Source organism: Streptomyces sp. NPDC037083 (assembly GCF_055606485.1).
Window position 1 is genome coordinate 244,847 of the sequence record NZ_JBVJSQ010000003.1, and the last position, 14,249, is coordinate 259,095.

General features: G+C 71.6%; 11 protein-coding genes. 8 read left to right on the forward strand and 3 right to left on the reverse strand.

The window, feature by feature from the left end; translation table 11 throughout:
- Positions 1-7: 7 nt before the first annotated feature.
- The 3 genes from ACZ7DE_RS09740 to rhaI all read right to left on the reverse strand — a co-directional run bounded on the left by ACZ7DE_RS09740 (position 8) and on the right by rhaI (position 4,758).
- Positions 8-1,438, reverse strand: a complete 1,431-nt coding sequence (locus ACZ7DE_RS09740) for a rhamnulokinase (RefSeq protein ID WP_470759212.1) — start codon at positions 1,436-1,438, stop codon at positions 8-10.
- A 5-nt stretch (positions 1,439-1,443) separates the two neighbouring features.
- Complete coding sequence (locus ACZ7DE_RS09745; RefSeq protein WP_470759213.1) at positions 1,444-3,483, reverse strand: bifunctional aldolase/short-chain dehydrogenase; 2,040 nt, start codon at positions 3,481-3,483, stop codon at positions 1,444-1,446.
- 114 nt (positions 3,484-3,597) lie between these two features.
- On the reverse strand, positions 3,598-4,758 hold the full coding sequence (gene rhaI / locus ACZ7DE_RS09750) for an L-rhamnose isomerase (RefSeq protein WP_470759214.1): 1,161 nt from the start codon (positions 4,756-4,758) through the stop codon (positions 3,598-3,600).
- Between the two features lie 309 nt (positions 4,759-5,067).
- On the opposite strand from rhaI, the gene ACZ7DE_RS09755 reads away from it, so the two are divergent.
- The 8 genes from ACZ7DE_RS09755 to ACZ7DE_RS09790 all read left to right on the forward strand — a co-directional run bounded on the left by ACZ7DE_RS09755 (position 5,068) and on the right by ACZ7DE_RS09790 (position 14,231).
- On the forward strand, positions 5,068-6,585 hold the full coding sequence (locus ACZ7DE_RS09755) for a sugar ABC transporter ATP-binding protein (protein ID WP_470759215.1): 1,518 nt from the start codon (positions 5,068-5,070) through the stop codon (positions 6,583-6,585).
- Positions 6,582-7,673 (forward strand): ABC transporter permease, encoded by a 1,092-nt coding sequence (locus ACZ7DE_RS09760; RefSeq protein WP_470759216.1) that lies wholly within the window; start codon positions 6,582-6,584, stop codon positions 7,671-7,673. The genes ACZ7DE_RS09755 and ACZ7DE_RS09760 overlap by 4 nt, the downstream gene beginning before the upstream one ends.
- Positions 7,666-8,658 (forward strand): ABC transporter permease, encoded by a 993-nt coding sequence (locus tag ACZ7DE_RS09765; RefSeq protein WP_470759217.1) that lies wholly within the window; start codon positions 7,666-7,668, stop codon positions 8,656-8,658. The genes ACZ7DE_RS09760 and ACZ7DE_RS09765 overlap by 8 nt, the downstream gene beginning before the upstream one ends.
- 37 nt (positions 8,659-8,695) lie before the next feature.
- Positions 8,696-9,778, forward strand: a complete 1,083-nt coding sequence (gene rhaS / locus ACZ7DE_RS09770; RefSeq protein WP_470759218.1) for a rhamnose ABC transporter substrate-binding protein — start codon at positions 8,696-8,698, stop codon at positions 9,776-9,778.
- A 52-nt stretch (positions 9,779-9,830) separates the two neighbouring features.
- Entirely contained in the window at positions 9,831-10,151 is a 321-nt protein-coding gene (locus ACZ7DE_RS09775) for an L-rhamnose mutarotase (protein ID WP_470759219.1), read from the forward strand.
- Between the two features lie 105 nt (positions 10,152-10,256).
- The gene (locus ACZ7DE_RS09780; protein WP_470759220.1) at positions 10,257-11,681 is read left to right on the forward strand and encodes a BNR repeat-containing protein; all 1,425 of its coding nucleotides are present in this window, start codon (positions 10,257-10,259) and stop codon (positions 11,679-11,681) included.
- A gap of 91 nt (positions 11,682-11,772) precedes the next feature.
- Complete coding sequence (locus ACZ7DE_RS09785; RefSeq protein ID WP_470759221.1) at positions 11,773-12,804, forward strand: LacI family DNA-binding transcriptional regulator; 1,032 nt, start codon at positions 11,773-11,775, stop codon at positions 12,802-12,804.
- 125 nt (positions 12,805-12,929) lie between these two features.
- On the forward strand, positions 12,930-14,231 hold the full coding sequence (locus tag ACZ7DE_RS09790; protein WP_470759222.1) for an alpha/beta fold hydrolase: 1,302 nt from the start codon (positions 12,930-12,932) through the stop codon (positions 14,229-14,231).
- Positions 14,232-14,249 lie beyond the last annotated feature (18 nt).

The following is a 14,249-nucleotide window of genomic DNA, read 5'->3' on the forward strand; positions in this document are numbered from 1 at the left end:
CTCGGCCTCAGACGAGCCGGGCCTGGGCCGCACGCCAGCGCCCGGTGCCGCCCCGCGGCTCGTAGCGCGTCAGGGGCTGGGTGGCGGCCAGCAGCCCGCGCATGCCGGCGCGGTCGCCGACCAGGCCGTGCGCCCGTGCCTGGACGAGCACGTTGCCGAGCGCAGCCGCCTCCGTCGGACCGGCCACCACCGGCAGCCCGCAGGCGTCCGCGGTGAGCTGGCACAGCAGCGCGTTGCGGGTGCCGCCGCCCACGATGTGCACGACGTCGACGGGATGGCCGGCGAGCCGCTGGGCGTCCTCGATCGCCCGCCGGTGCGCCAGCGCCAGGGAGTCCAGGATGCAGCGGGTGGTCTCGGCGGGCGTGCGCGGCACCGGCTGCCCGGAGGCGCGGCACGCCTCGGCGATCCGCTCCGGCATCCGCCCGGGCGCGAGGAACACAGCGTCCCCCGCGTCCACCACCGACCGCAGCGCGGGCACGGCGGCCGCTTCCCGCAGCAGCCCGCCCAGCTCCGGGTCGCCCCAGGCCCGTACGCACTCCTGGAGCAGCCACAGGCCCATGATGTTGCGCAGGTAGCGGACCGTGCCGTCCAGTCCCAGCTCGTTGGTGAAGTTGGCGGCCCGGCTGTCCTCGGTGAGCACGGGCGCCGCCAGCTCCAGCCCGGCCAGCGACCAGGTTCCGGTGCAGATGTAGGCGAACCGCTCGCCGGTGGCCGGGACGGCGGCCACGGCCGACGCCGTGTCGTGCGAGCCGACGGCCGTCACCGGCACGGGCCCGGTCAGTCCCGTCTCCTCCAGCACCTCCGCGCGCAGCAGCCCCGCCGGGTCGCCCGGCCGCCGCAGCGGCGCGAACAGCTCCAGGTCGATGCCCAGCCGGGCGGCGACGTCGTGGGACCAGTCGCGTGTCCGGGGATCGATCAGCTGGGTCGTCGAGGCGTTGGTCAGCTCGGTGCCCTGTTCGCCCGTCAGCCAGTACGTCAGCAGGTCGGGGATGAGCAACAGCCTCCGTGCCTGCGCGAGTTGGGCAGAGGAGGCGGCGGCCGCCAGCTGGTAGAGGGTGTTGAAGGGCGCGTACTGCAGGCCGGTCGCCGCGTACAGCTCGGCGGCCGGGACGCGTTCCCACACCTTCTCGGCGACGCCCTCGGTCCGCGCGTCCCGGTAGTGCACCGGGTTGCCGAGCAGTGCCCCGTCGGAGTCCAGCAGGCCGTAGTCCACGGCCCAGCTGTCGATGCCGACGGAGTCCACCCGCCCGGCGGCCCGCAGCCCGTCCAGCACCCCCGCGTACAGGGACAGCACATCCCAGCGCAGCCCCTCCGGCACCCGGACCGGCCGGTTGGGGAAGCGGTGCGCCTCTGTCAGCTCCAGCGAGTCCGGGCCGACCCGGCCGACCATGACGCGCCCGCTGGACGCGCCGAGGTCGACGGCTGCGTACGACTTCACGGCCGTCACCGCAGGAACGCGGCTGCCACACCCGCGTCGACGGGGACGTGCAGCCCGGTGGTGTGGGTGAGCTCGCCGCCCGTCAGCGCGAACACGGCGTTCGCGACGTGCTCGGGGAGCACCTCGCGCTTGAGGATGGTCCGCTGCGCGTAGAACTCGCCCAGCTTGTCCTCCTCCACCCCGTACACGGCCGCGCGCTGGGCGCCCCAGCCGCCCGCGAAGATTCCGGAGCCCCGCACCACGCCGTCGGGGTTCACGCCGTTGACGCGGATCCCGTGCTCGCCCAGCTCGGCGGCCAGCAGCCGCACCTGGTGGGCCTGGTCGGCCTTGGTCGCGGAGTAGGCGATGTTGTTGGGCCCGGCGAAGACCGCGTTCTTCGACGCGATGTAGACGATGTCGCCGCCCAGCCGCTGCGCGATCATCACGCGGGCCGCCTCCCGAGACACCAGGAAGGAGCCGCGGGCCATGATGTCGTGCTGCAGGTCCCAGTCCCTGGCCGAGGTCTCCAGCAGCGGCTTGGAGATGGAGATGCCGGCGTTGTTGACCACCAGGTCGACCCCGCCGAAGGCGAGCGCGGCTGCCTCGAAGGCACGGGCGATCTGTTCCTCGGACGTCACGTCGACGGTGACGGCGACGGCCTTGTCGGCGCCGCCCAGCTCCTCGGCGACGGCGGCCGCGTTCTCGGCGTTCAGATCGGCGACGACGACGCAGGCGCCCTCGGCCGACAGCCGGTGCGCGATCGCCTTGCCGATCCCGCTGCCGCCGCCCGTCACGAGGGCCACCCGGGTGGCCAGGGGCTTCGGCTTCGGCATCCGCTGGAGCTTGGCCTCCTCCAGGGCCCAGTACTCGATGCGGAACTTCTCCGACTCCTCGATCGGCGCGTACGAGGACACCGACTCGGCGCCCCGCATCACGTTGATCGCGTTGACGTAGAACTCGCCGGCCACCCGGGCGGTCTGCTTGTCCTTGCCGAAGGAGAACATGCCCACGCCGGGCACGAGCACGATCGCCGGGTCGGCGCCCCGCATGGCGGGGGAGCCGGGCTCGGCGTGCCGCCGGTAGTAGGCGGCGTACTCCTCGCGGTACTCGGCGTGCAGCTCCCGCAGCCGGGCGACCGCGTCCTCCACGGCGACGGTGGTCGGCAGGTCCAGGACGAGCGGCCGCACCTTGGTGCGCAGGAAGTGGTCCGGGCAGGAGGTGCCGAGCGCGGCGAGCCGCGGGTGCTCGGCCCGTGCCACGAAGTCGAGGACCGCCTCGGAGTCGGTGAAGTGCCCGACCTGAGGCCGGTCCTGGGAGGCGATCGCCCGTACGTGGGGGGCGAGCGCGGCGGCCCGCCGCCGGCGCTCGTCCTCGGGCAGCGCCTCGTACCCGGCGACGACCGGCCCGAACGGCTCGGCCTTCCCCTTCTGCGCCAGGAAGGCCTCGGCGGTGCGGATGATGTGCAGCGAGTTGCGCTCGCACTCCTCGGCGGTGTCGCCCCAGGCGGTGATCCCGTGGCCGCCCAGCACGACGCCGACCGCCTGCGGGTTGGCCTCCTTGATCGCGGCGATGTCCAGGCCGAGCTGGAAGCCGGGCCGTCGCCACGGCACCCAGGCGACCGTGTCCCCGAAGCACTCGGCGGTCAGCTTCTCCCCGTCGGCCGCACAGGCCAGCGCGATCCCGGAGTCGGGGTGCAGGTGGTCGACGTGCGCGGCGTCGACCAGCCCGTGCATGGCGGTGTCGATGGACGGGGCCGCCCCGCCCTTGCCGTGCAGGCAGTAGTCGAACGCGGCGACCATCTCGTCCTCGCGCTCGACGCCCGGGTAGACGTCGACGAGCCCCCGCAGCCGGTCCAGCCGCAGCACGGCGAGCCCGGCCTCGGTGAGCGTGCCGAGGTCGCCGCCCGACCCCTTCACCCACATCAGCTCGACGTCCCCACCGGTGACGGGGTCGACGTCGGCGCCCTTGGCGGACGCGTTGCCGCCGGCGTAGTTGGTGTTGCGAGGATCAGCGCCGAGGCGATGCGACCGAGCGAGCAGGGCCTCGGCTTCGGGGTGGGTGGACATGGAGTTTCCTAACTTCTCGAACGTGGGTGAGGGAGCGCCCTGAAGGGGCGCGGGGAACTACGCGACCAGGAACGACGGGCCCGCAGTCGGCGGCGGACGGGCGGCGGCGGACGCTTACGCCCCCCACCCCGCCTGCTCCCCGCCGACCCGCTCGGCGACGATCCTCTCGGCCCACCCGGACCGCCGGTACGCGGCCATCGGCTCGGGGTCCAGCCCCATCTCCTCGCGTACGTCGCGCAGCAGCGGCCGCACGTCCGTGTTGTACGCGTCCATCAGCACGGCGTTGGCCTCCAGCACGTCCCCGCAGGCCTGCGCGGCGGCCAGCGCCGACCGGTCGACCAGCAGCGCCTTGGCCGTGGCCTCCTGCACGTTCATCACGGACCGGATGATCGCCGGGATCTTCGCCTCGATGTTGTGGCACTGGTCGAGCATGAACGCGACGTCGGACGTGAAGCCGCCGCCGCGCACGACCTCGTACATGATCCGGAACAGCTGGAACGGGTCGGCGGCGCCGACCATGAGGTCGTCGTCGGCGTAGAAGCGCGAGTTGAAGTCGAACCCGCCGAGCTTCCCCTCGCGCAGCAGCGTGGCGACGATGAACTCGATGTTGGTCCCGGGCGCGTGGTGTCCCGTGTCGACCACGACCTGCGCCCTCGGTCCCAGCTTCAGACAGTGCGCGTAGGCGGTGCCCCAGTCGGGGACGTCCGTGGAGTAGAAGGCCGGCTCGAAGAACTTGTACTCCAGCAGCATCCGCTGCCCGTCCCCGAGCCGTGCGTACACCTCGGCCAGGCCCTCGGCCAGCCGGTCCTGCCGCTCGCGGAGGTCGTCCTGACCGGGATAGTTGGTGCCGTCGGCGAACCACAGCTTCAGATCGGTGGAGCCGGTCGCGTCCATGATGTCGACGCACTCCAGCAGGTGGTCGAGCGCCTTGCGCCGTACCGCCGCCTCCGGGTGGCAGATGCTGCCCAGCTTGTAGGCGTCGTCCTGGAAGGTGTTGGAGTTGATCGCCCCGAGTTTCACGCCCCGGTCCTCGGCGTGTTTCGCAAGTGCGGAGTAGTCCTCCACCTTGTCCCACGGGATGTGCAGCGCCACGGTCGGGGCCACGCCGGTGAACGCGTGGACCTGCGCGGCGTCGTCCAGTTTCTCCTGCGGGGTCCGGGGGACGCCCTGCTGGGCGAACACCTTGAAGCGGGTCCCCGAGTTCCCGTACGCCCACGACGGTGTCTCGACGGCCTGGGTCTTCAGCGCGGACTTCACCGCTGCGAGGTCGGTCACTTCGGGCTCCTGTGACATCGGTCCGGAAGAACATCCGCAACGGCTTCCAGAAGGGCTTCCGGGAAGGCTGCCGATGAAACGATTCAGAACGGGAAGCTATGAGCCCGTCGGGGGAGTGTCAAGCCCTGCGGCCAGGCGGGTTGTTCGTGACCGCCGCGTGACCTTTGGCTATCGAAAACTTTTCGAGACGTACCCATTGACGTGACATGCCCGCCATGCCTAACGTCCCGGCAATCCAGTTGAAACCTTTCACGACGTCGTGACGGCCCCCGTGGGCATCGGTTCGCGGACGTTGTCGAGGAGCCACCCATGACCCACCCGTCCGACACGGGACCGGCCCCGGTGCTGGCGCTGAGGGACGTAGCCAAGTCCTTCGGCGCCGTACGCGCCCTGCGGGGCGTCTCCCTGGAGCTGTTCCCCGGCGAGGTCCACGCCCTCGCCGGGGAGAACGGCGCGGGCAAGTCGACCCTGATCAAGACCCTCGCGGGGGTGCACCGACCGGACGCCGGCCGGGTGCTGCTCGACGGCGAGCCCGTCGTCTTCCACGGTCCCGGCGACGCCCGCGACGCCGGCATCGCCGTGATCTACCAGGAGCCCACGCTCTTCCCCGACCTGTCGATCGCCGAGAACATCTTCATGGGCCGCCAGCCCCGGCGCGCCCTCGGCCGCATCGACCACAAGGCCACCCACGCGGCCACCGCCGCCCTGATGAAGCGCCTCGGCGTCGACCTCGACCCCGACCGCCCCGCGCGCGGCCTGTCCATCGCCGACCAGCAGATCGTCGAGATCGCCAAGGCGCTCTCCTTCGACGCCCGCGTCCTGATCATGGACGAGCCGACCGCGGCCCTCACCGGCAGCGAGGTCGCCCGTCTCTTCGGCGTGGTGCGCACCCTGCGCGAGCAGGGCGCGGCGGTCCTGTTCATCTCCCACCGGCTGGAGGAGATCTTCGAGATCTGCCAGCGGGTGACCACCCTGCGCGACGGCGCGTGGATCGCCAGCGAACCGGTCGACGGCATGACCGAGGACGACCTGGTCCGCCGGATGGTCGGCCGCGACCTCGACGAGCTCTACCCCAAGCAGGACGTCACCCCGGGCGAGGTCGCCCTCAGCGTCCGCCGGCTGACCCGGGAGGGCGTCTTCACCGACGTCTCCTTCGAGGTCCGCCGCGGAGAGATCGTCGGCCTCGCCGGACTCGTCGGCGCCGGCCGCACCGAAGTCGCCCGCGCGGTCTTCGGCATCGACCGCTGGGACGCGGGCGAGGTCTCGGTGGACGGCCGCCCGCTCACCAACGGCGCGCCCTCCACCGCGATGTCCGCCGGCCTCGCCCTGGTCCCCGAGGACCGGCGCGCCCAGGGGCTGGTGATGGACATGTCCATCGAGCGCAACATCGGTCTGACGGGCCTGCGCACCACGGTGAAGGCCGGTCTGATGGACCGCGGCGCCGAGCGCAGCCGCTCCCTCGACTGGGCGGTCAGGCTCCAGGTGAAGTACGCCCGGATCGCCGACACCGTCAACACGCTCTCCGGCGGCAACCAGCAGAAGGTCGTCCTCGCCAAGTGGCTGGCCACCGGCCCCAAGGTGCTGATCGTCGACGAGCCGACGCGCGGCATCGACGTCGGCACCAAGGCCGAGGTGCACCGGCTGCTGTCCGAACTGGCCGCCGACGGGGTCGCCGTCCTGATGATCTCCTCCGACCTGCCCGAGATCCTCGGCATGGCCGACCGCGTGCTGGTGATGCACGAGGGCCGGCTGGCCGCCGAGCTCCCCCGCACCGAAGCCACCGAGGAAACCGTGATGGCCGCAGCCACCGGGAGGGCCGCCGCATGACGGTGACCACCTCCCACGAGGTCCCCGTCGCCGAGGTGCCGAAGTCCAGCGGCACCCGGCTCGTCGACCGCGTGTTCAAGATGCGCGAACTCGCCATCCTGGTCGTCTTCCTGGTGATGATCGCCGTCACCCAGGCCGGCAACAGCGAGTTCCTGTCCGAGCAGGGCATCAAGGACCTGCTGCTGAACGCGACCATCCTGGTGCTGGTCGCCACCGGCCAGTCCCTGGTCGTCATCACCCGCAACGTCGACCTGTCGGTCGGCTCCACCCTCGGCATCAGCGCCTTCGCCGCCGGCACCTATCTGCACGGCGGCGGCGACCCGGTCGTCGCGATCGCGCTGGCCGTCCTGGTGGGCGTCGGCTTCGGGCTCCTCAACGGACTGCTGGTCAGCCTCGGCCAGGTGCCCGCCCTCGTCGTCACCCTCGGCACGCTGTACATCATCCGCGGCATCGACTCCGTCTGGGTCGGCTCCCGCCAGATCACCGCGGCCGACCTGCCCGACTCCTTCGTCGACTTCGGCTCCGGCGGACTGTCCGCGGTGCCCTGGCTGGCGCTGATAGCGCTCGTCGTGCTCGTGGTGGCCGCCTACTACCTCAAGCACTTCGGCAGCGGGCGCGAGCTGTACGCGCTCGGCTCCAACCCGGAGGCCGCCCGCCTGGCCGGCATCCCGGTCCGCAAGCGGATCCTCGCCGCCTACACCTTCTGCGGGGGCCTCGCCGGCCTCGCGGGCGCCATGTACCTCGCCAGGTTCGGCAACGTCGACTCCAGCACGGGCAACGGCTACGAACTGACCGTCGTCAGCGCCGTCGTGGTCGGCGGCGTGGTGTTCACCGGCGGTTCCGGCAGCGTCTACGGCGCCGCGCTCGGCGCCCTGCTGCTCACCTCCATCAACAGCGTCCTGCCCGCCCTCGGCGTCAGCTCGGTCTGGGTGCTCGCCATCAACGGCGTCCTGCTCCTGCTGGCCATCGCGGTGGACCGGATCGTGGCCGTGCGGGTGGCGTCCGCGCTGAAGAAGAAGTCGGCCGCGGCGAGGACCACCGCCGCCGTGCAGACCCCGATCAAGAAGGGAGACGCGCACGATGCCTGAGTCGCTCACCCGCGCGATCCGCTGGGACACGGTCGTCGGCGCCCTCCTCATCGTCCTGCTGCTGTTCTCCTTCACCTTCGTCGACGGCTTCGGCAACGCGCTGAACCTGTCCTTCCTCATCGGCAACACCCTGCCGATCGCGCTGGTCGCGCTGCCGATGACCCTGCTGGTCGTCTCCGGCGAGATCGACCTGTCGGTCGCCTCCACGGCAGGTCTGTCCGGCGCGGTGATGGGCGCCCTGTGGAACCAGGGCATGACGATCGAGGCGATCATCCCCGTCTGCCTGCTGCTCGGTGTGCTCTGCGGGCTCGTCAACGGCCTGCTGGTGACCCGGCTCGGGCTGCCCTCGCTCGCCGTCACCATCGGCACCCTGGCCGCGTACCGGGGCATCGCGCAGATCGTGCTCGGCTCCGACGCGGTCACCGACTTCCCCACCCAGTACCTGGACTTCGCGGCCGGCCGTCTCGGGGACACCTTCCTGCCGCAGGCCTTCCTGCCCTTCGTGGTCCTGCTCGCGATCGCGGTGGTCGTCCTGCACGCCACCCCGTTCGGCCGCTCGCTGTTCGCGACCGGCGCCAGCGAGGAGGCCGCCCGGTTCGCCGGCATCCGGGTCAAGCGGCAGAAGCTGATCCTGTTCACGGTGACCGGCCTGATGGCCTCCCTCACCGGCGTCTTCTGGGCGCTGCACTACGCCAGCGCCCGCTACGACAACGCCACCGGCCTCGAGCTCTCCGTGATCGCGGCCGTCCTCCTCGGCGGCATCGACTTCGACGGAGGCAAGGGCACGCTCGGCGGCGCGATCGCGGGAGTCTTCCTGCTCGGCGCGGCACAGAACGTGATGAGCCTCCAGGACGTCTCCGCCCAGTCGCAGATCGTCGTCACCGGCGTTCTGCTCGTCGTCTCCGTGCTCGGCCCCCGGGTCGCACGGCAGATCTCCGTCGCGAGGGCGGGCCGCCAGACAGCCGCCTCGACGCCGACGTCGTAACCCGCTCCGCTCACCCTCGTAAAGGACCCACACCATCATGCGCAAGTCATCGCTTCGCCGTGCCTGCGCGGCCCTCGCCGCCGTCTCCTCGCTCGCCCTCGCCGCCACCGCCTGCGGCGGCACCACCAAGGAGGACGTGAAGAACGAGAGCACCGGCGCCGCCGCCTCCGCCGGCAAGGCCGACCCGAACGCGGCCACCAAGAAGGGCCTGACCGTCGGCTTCCTGCCCAAGCAGGTCAACAACCCCTACTTCACCTCCGCCGACAAGGGCGGCGAGGCGGCCCTGAAGGAGCTGGGCTCCAGCTACAAGGAGGTCGGCCCGTCCAGCGCGACGGACACCTCGGGCCAGGTGTCGTACGTCAACACCCTCACCCAGCAGCAGGTCGACGGGATCGCCGTGTCCGCGCAGGACCCGGGCGCGCTGTGCACCGCGCTCAAGCAGGCCATGAGCAACAAGATCAAGGTCGTCACCTACGACTCGGACACCAACCCCGAGTGCCGCAACGCCTTCGTCTCGCAGGCCTCCGCCGAGGACCTCGGCCGCACCGAGGTCCAGCTGCTCGCCGAACAGATCGGCTACAAGGGCGAGATCGCGATCCTGTCGGCCGCGCAGACGGCGACGAACCAGAACGTCTGGATCGACTTCATGAAGAAGGAGCTGGCGGACCCGAAGTACAAGGACGTCAAGCTGGTCAAGGTGGCGTACGGCAACGACGACGCCCAGCAGTCCTTCCAGCAGACCCAGGGCCTGCTCCAGCAGTACCCGAACCTGAAGGGGATCATCTCCCCGACCACCGTCGGCATCAAGGCCGCCGCCCAGTACCTGTCGGGCTCCAAGTACAAGGGCAAGGTCAAGCTGACCGGCCTGGGCACCCCGAACGACATGCGCACCTACGTCAAGAACGGCACCGTCGACGCCTTCGAGCTGTGGGACCCCGCGAAGCTCGGCGCGCTCGCCGCGCAGACCGCGGTGGCGCTCGTCTCGGGCCAGATCACCGGCAAGGAGGGCGAGACCTTCAAGGCCGGCGGCACCACGTACACCATCGGCAAGGACGGTGTGATCAGCCTCGGCAAGCCGACCGTGTTCGACGCCAAGAACATCGACCAGTTCAACTTCTGACCGGCCTCCGGGCCGCCGGTCGCTTCGACCCCCCACCGAGGAGCGGTACTTCATGCAGCGCGTCTGTTTCCTGCTCAAGGTCCGTCAGGACAAGCTCGCCGAGTACCGCGATCGCCACGCCGCCGTGTGGCCGGAGATGCTCGACGCTCTCTCGGCCACCGGCTGGCACAACTACTCGCTCTTCCTCAGGGACGACGGCCTGCTCGTCGGCTACCTGGAGACCGAGGACTTCGCGGCCGCCCGGGCCGCGATGGAGGCCACCGACGTCAACGCCCGCTGGCAGGCGGAGATGGCGCCGTTCTTCGAGTCGCTCGACGGCGTCCGGCCCGACGAGGCGATGAAGCCGCTCACCGAGGTCTTCCACCTCGCCTGACCCCCGACCTTCCCCGCGCGCATCCTCCCGGCGCACCCCGCCCCGCACACCCCGCCCCGCGCACACGCCCCGCTCCCGCTCCCGTACGACAACGGAGTCCCCGAGATGAGACGACGCACCCTGCTGGCCGGCGCCCTCCTCAGCGCCGCGGCGTCCCCCGTTCTGGCCGCCGGCACCGCACGCGCCGCCGACCCCGGCCCCTCGGTCACGAAGAAGACCACCACCCGACTCGACCCGCAGGCCGTGTTCTTCGTGTCGTACGACGGACTGGTCAACAACAACTCGTTCCAGAAGAACGGGCTGCTGACCTACAAGGGCTACCAGTACGCCACCTGGTACACCTCCACCAGGAACGCGGTCGTCGCCCGCCGTGTCCTCGGCGGCGCCACCTGGTCCACGGTCACCCTCGCGCACCGGCTGAAGTCCGACGACTCCCACAACGTCATCTCCATGGGCGTGTCGAAGACCGACGGCCGGCTCCACCTGAACATGGACTCCCACAGCGACGGCTTCTTCTACGTGAAGTCGGTCGCCGGCCTCCTCGACAACCCGGCGACCACCGCCTGGACCTCCGCCGCCTTCGGCGCCGTCCAGACCACCCTCGACGGCCTCGCGCTCACCACCCAGTTCACCTACCCGCAGTTCATCGCCACCCCCGAGGGCAGGCTGCAGCTCAGCTACCGGACCGGCATCTCCGGCAACGGCCGCAACGCCCTCGCCGAGTACGACGGCTCGGCATGGACCGCGCTGGGCGAGTGGTCCAGCTCCACCGGCACCTACACCAGCGAGCACGGCTCCTCGACCGCCCGCAACATGTACCTGCACGGCATGGACTACGACGTCAACGGCCGGCTGCACTCCCTCTTCACCTGGCGCGAGCAGAACGGCGCCGTGATGTGCTCCGGCGGCGGCATCACCAACCACGACACCGGCTACGTCTACTCCGACGACCGCGGCCGGACCTGGCGCAACGACGCGGGCGCGGTCGTGGGCGTCACGGGCGGCTCCGACAAGGTGGCCGTCACGGACGGCGGGCTCGTCGTGGACGCGCTCAACCCCGACCACTCGCTGATGAACCAGGAGAGCCAGGCCACCGACTCCGCCGGCCGGCCGCACGCGATCATCAGCTACGTCCCCGGCCGCTTCGGCCAGTGCACCACCAGCTACGTCAGCGACCGCACCGCCAACGGCCGCGCCTTCCATCTGCGCAAGAACGCCTCCGGCAGCTGGCAGAAGACGGAGATACCGGTCGTCCTCGGCTCGAGCCAGCGCACCAAGCTGGTCCTGGACAAGTACGACAACGCCTACGCGGTCTTCCCCTTCGGCCGGATCGCCGGCGCCTCCAGGGCCTCCGGCCACACGGACTGGAGGCTGCTCTTCGACGGAGGCGGCCTCAACGCCTTCGGCGAGGTCGTCATCGACGAACTGCGGGTCAAGGCCGACAACACGCTGTCGTTCATGTACCAGGAGAAGTCGAGCGGGACGACCCCCTCGGCGCTCCACGTCGTCGACTTCGCGCTGCCCGCATGATTCGCCCGACGACGCGGACGGGGGTGCGGCTGCGTGACGGTAGTGTGAAAGCCGTCCCGCCGTACCCCGTCCACCTGGAGGTCTCCGCCTGATGGCCCAGTCGGTGGGTATCAAGGACGTCGCCCGTGCCGCCGGAGTGTCCGTCGGCACGGTGTCCAACGTCATCAACCGCCCGGACACGGTCGCCACGGAGACCCGCGCCCGCGTGCAGTCGGCGATAGACCGGCTCGGTTACGTCCGCAGCGAGTCCGCGCGCCAGCTGCGCGCGGGGCGCAGCAGGATCATGGGGCTGCTCGTCCTCGACATGGGCAACCCGTTCTTCGTGGACGTGGCCCGCGGCGCCGAGCGGGCCGCCCGGGACGCCGGGCTCGGCGTGATGGTCTGCAACAGCGCCGAAAGCGCCGGCGAGGAGGCCGAGTACCTGTCGCTCTTCGCCGAGCAGCGGGTGCGCGGCGTGCTGCTCACCCCGGCCGACGCCACCGGCCGCAACATCGAGTCCTTCCGCCGGCACGGCATCCCCTTCGTGCTCGTGGACCGGGTCTCCGAGGGCACCGCCGAGTGCTCGGTGTCCGTGGACGACGTGGCGGGCGGCGCGCTCGCGGTCCGGCATCTGGTCGACGCCGGGCACCGCTCCATCGCCTACGTCAGCGGCCCGCCCGGCTTCACCCAGGTCCGCGACCGCCGTACCGGCGCGCTGAACGCGCTCGCCGAGGCGGGCCTCGGCCCGGAGTGCCTGCGCGAGCTGCCCACCGAGCGGCTCGACGTCGCCGCCGGACGCGACGCGGGCGCGCGGCTGCTCGGCCTCGCCGACCGCCCGACCGCCGTGTTCTGCGCCAACGACCTGCTCGCCCTCGGAGTCCTGCAGGCCATGTACGCGGCCGGCGTCGGCGTCCCCGACGATCTCGCCATCGTCGGCTACGACGACATCGAGTTCGCCGCCGCCGCGGCCGTCCCGCTCACCTCCGTGCGACAGCCGGCCGTGACCATGGGGGCGCTGGCCGCCGAGATGCTGCTGGAGGAGACGGAGGAGGAGCCCGGGGGCGGGAAGCGGGCGCACGAACACCGCCGCGTGGTGCTCCAGCCGGAGCTGGTGGTGCGCCGGTCCAGCCTGTCCGCGCGCTGAGCGGCGGTTCAGTACGCGCTGAGCGGCCGTTCAGTAGCGCCTCTTGATCCCCCGGGCCCCGGAGCCGCCCGGACATGTGCTGAACTGGGACGCGGTCCGTCCACCGATCGTCCCGGGAGCCTTCGTTGTCCGTCAGCTACCGTCAGCCCGGCGTCGTCCTCACCGACCGCCGTTTCACCGTGCCCCTCGACCACGCCGACCCGGCCGGGGAGACGATCGGGCTCTACGCCCGGGAGGTCGTCGCGGGCGACAAGGCGGACCAGGACCTGCCGTGGCTGCTCTACCTCCAGGGCGGCCCGGGCTTCGGCGCCCACCGGTTCGTCGGCAGGCCGGCCTGGCTCGGCCGCGCGCTGCAGGAGTACCGGGTGCTCCTGCTGGACCAGCGGGGCACCGGCCACTCCACCCCGGCCAACCGCCAGACGCTCCCGCTGCGCGGCGGCCCGGCCGCACAGGCCGACTACCTCGCGCACTTCCGCGCCGACTCCATCGTCCGCGACTGCGAGCTGATCCGCGCAGAGCTGACCGGCGGCGCGCCCTGGACGGTCCTCGGGCAGAGCTTCGGCGGCTTCTGCACGCTCACCTACCTCTCCACGGCCCCCGAGGGCCTCGCCGCAGCCCTGATCACCGGCGGCCTGCCCGCCCTCGACGCCCACGCCGACGACGTCTACCGGGCCGCCTACCCGCGCATGGAGCGCAAGGTCGCCGCGCACTACACCCGCTACCCGCACGACGTCGAACGCGCCCGCCGCATCGCCGACCACCTCCTGCACCACGAGGTGACGCTCCCGAACGGCTACCGGCTCACCGCGGAGGCCTTCCAGACGGTGGGCATCCTGCTCGGCGGCGGCGAGGGCAGCCACCGTCTGCACCACCTCCTCGAGGAGGCCTTCGTCCCCACCCTCCGGGGCCCGGAGCTGTCCGACGCCTTCCAGGAGGAGATGCAGGGACAGCTCTCCTACGCCGGGCACCCGCTGTACGCCCTCCTCCACGAGGCGATCTACGGCCAGGGCGCCCGGCCCACCGACTGGTCGGCCGAGCGGGTGCGCGCCGAGTTCCCGCAGTTCGACGCGGCGAAGACGCTCACCGGCGACGGACCGCTGCTGCTCACCGGCGAAACGATCCACCCGTGGATGTTCGACGTCGACCCCGCCCTGCGCCCGCTGCGTGAGACCGCCGGACTCCTCGCCGCCCGCACCGACTGGCCGCAGCTGTACGACCCCGCCCGGCTGGCCGCCAACGAGGTGCCCGTCGCGGCGGCGATCTACCACGACGACCTGTACGTGGACACCGCGCACTCCCTGCGCACCGCCCGCGCCGTCCGCGGCCTGCGCACCTGGGTCACCGACGAGTTCGAGCACGACGGCGTCCGGGCCGGCGGCCCGCGTGTCCTGGACCGGCTGCTGGCCCTCGTGCGTGACGAGGTGTGACGTCCCCGTCCCGGTCGG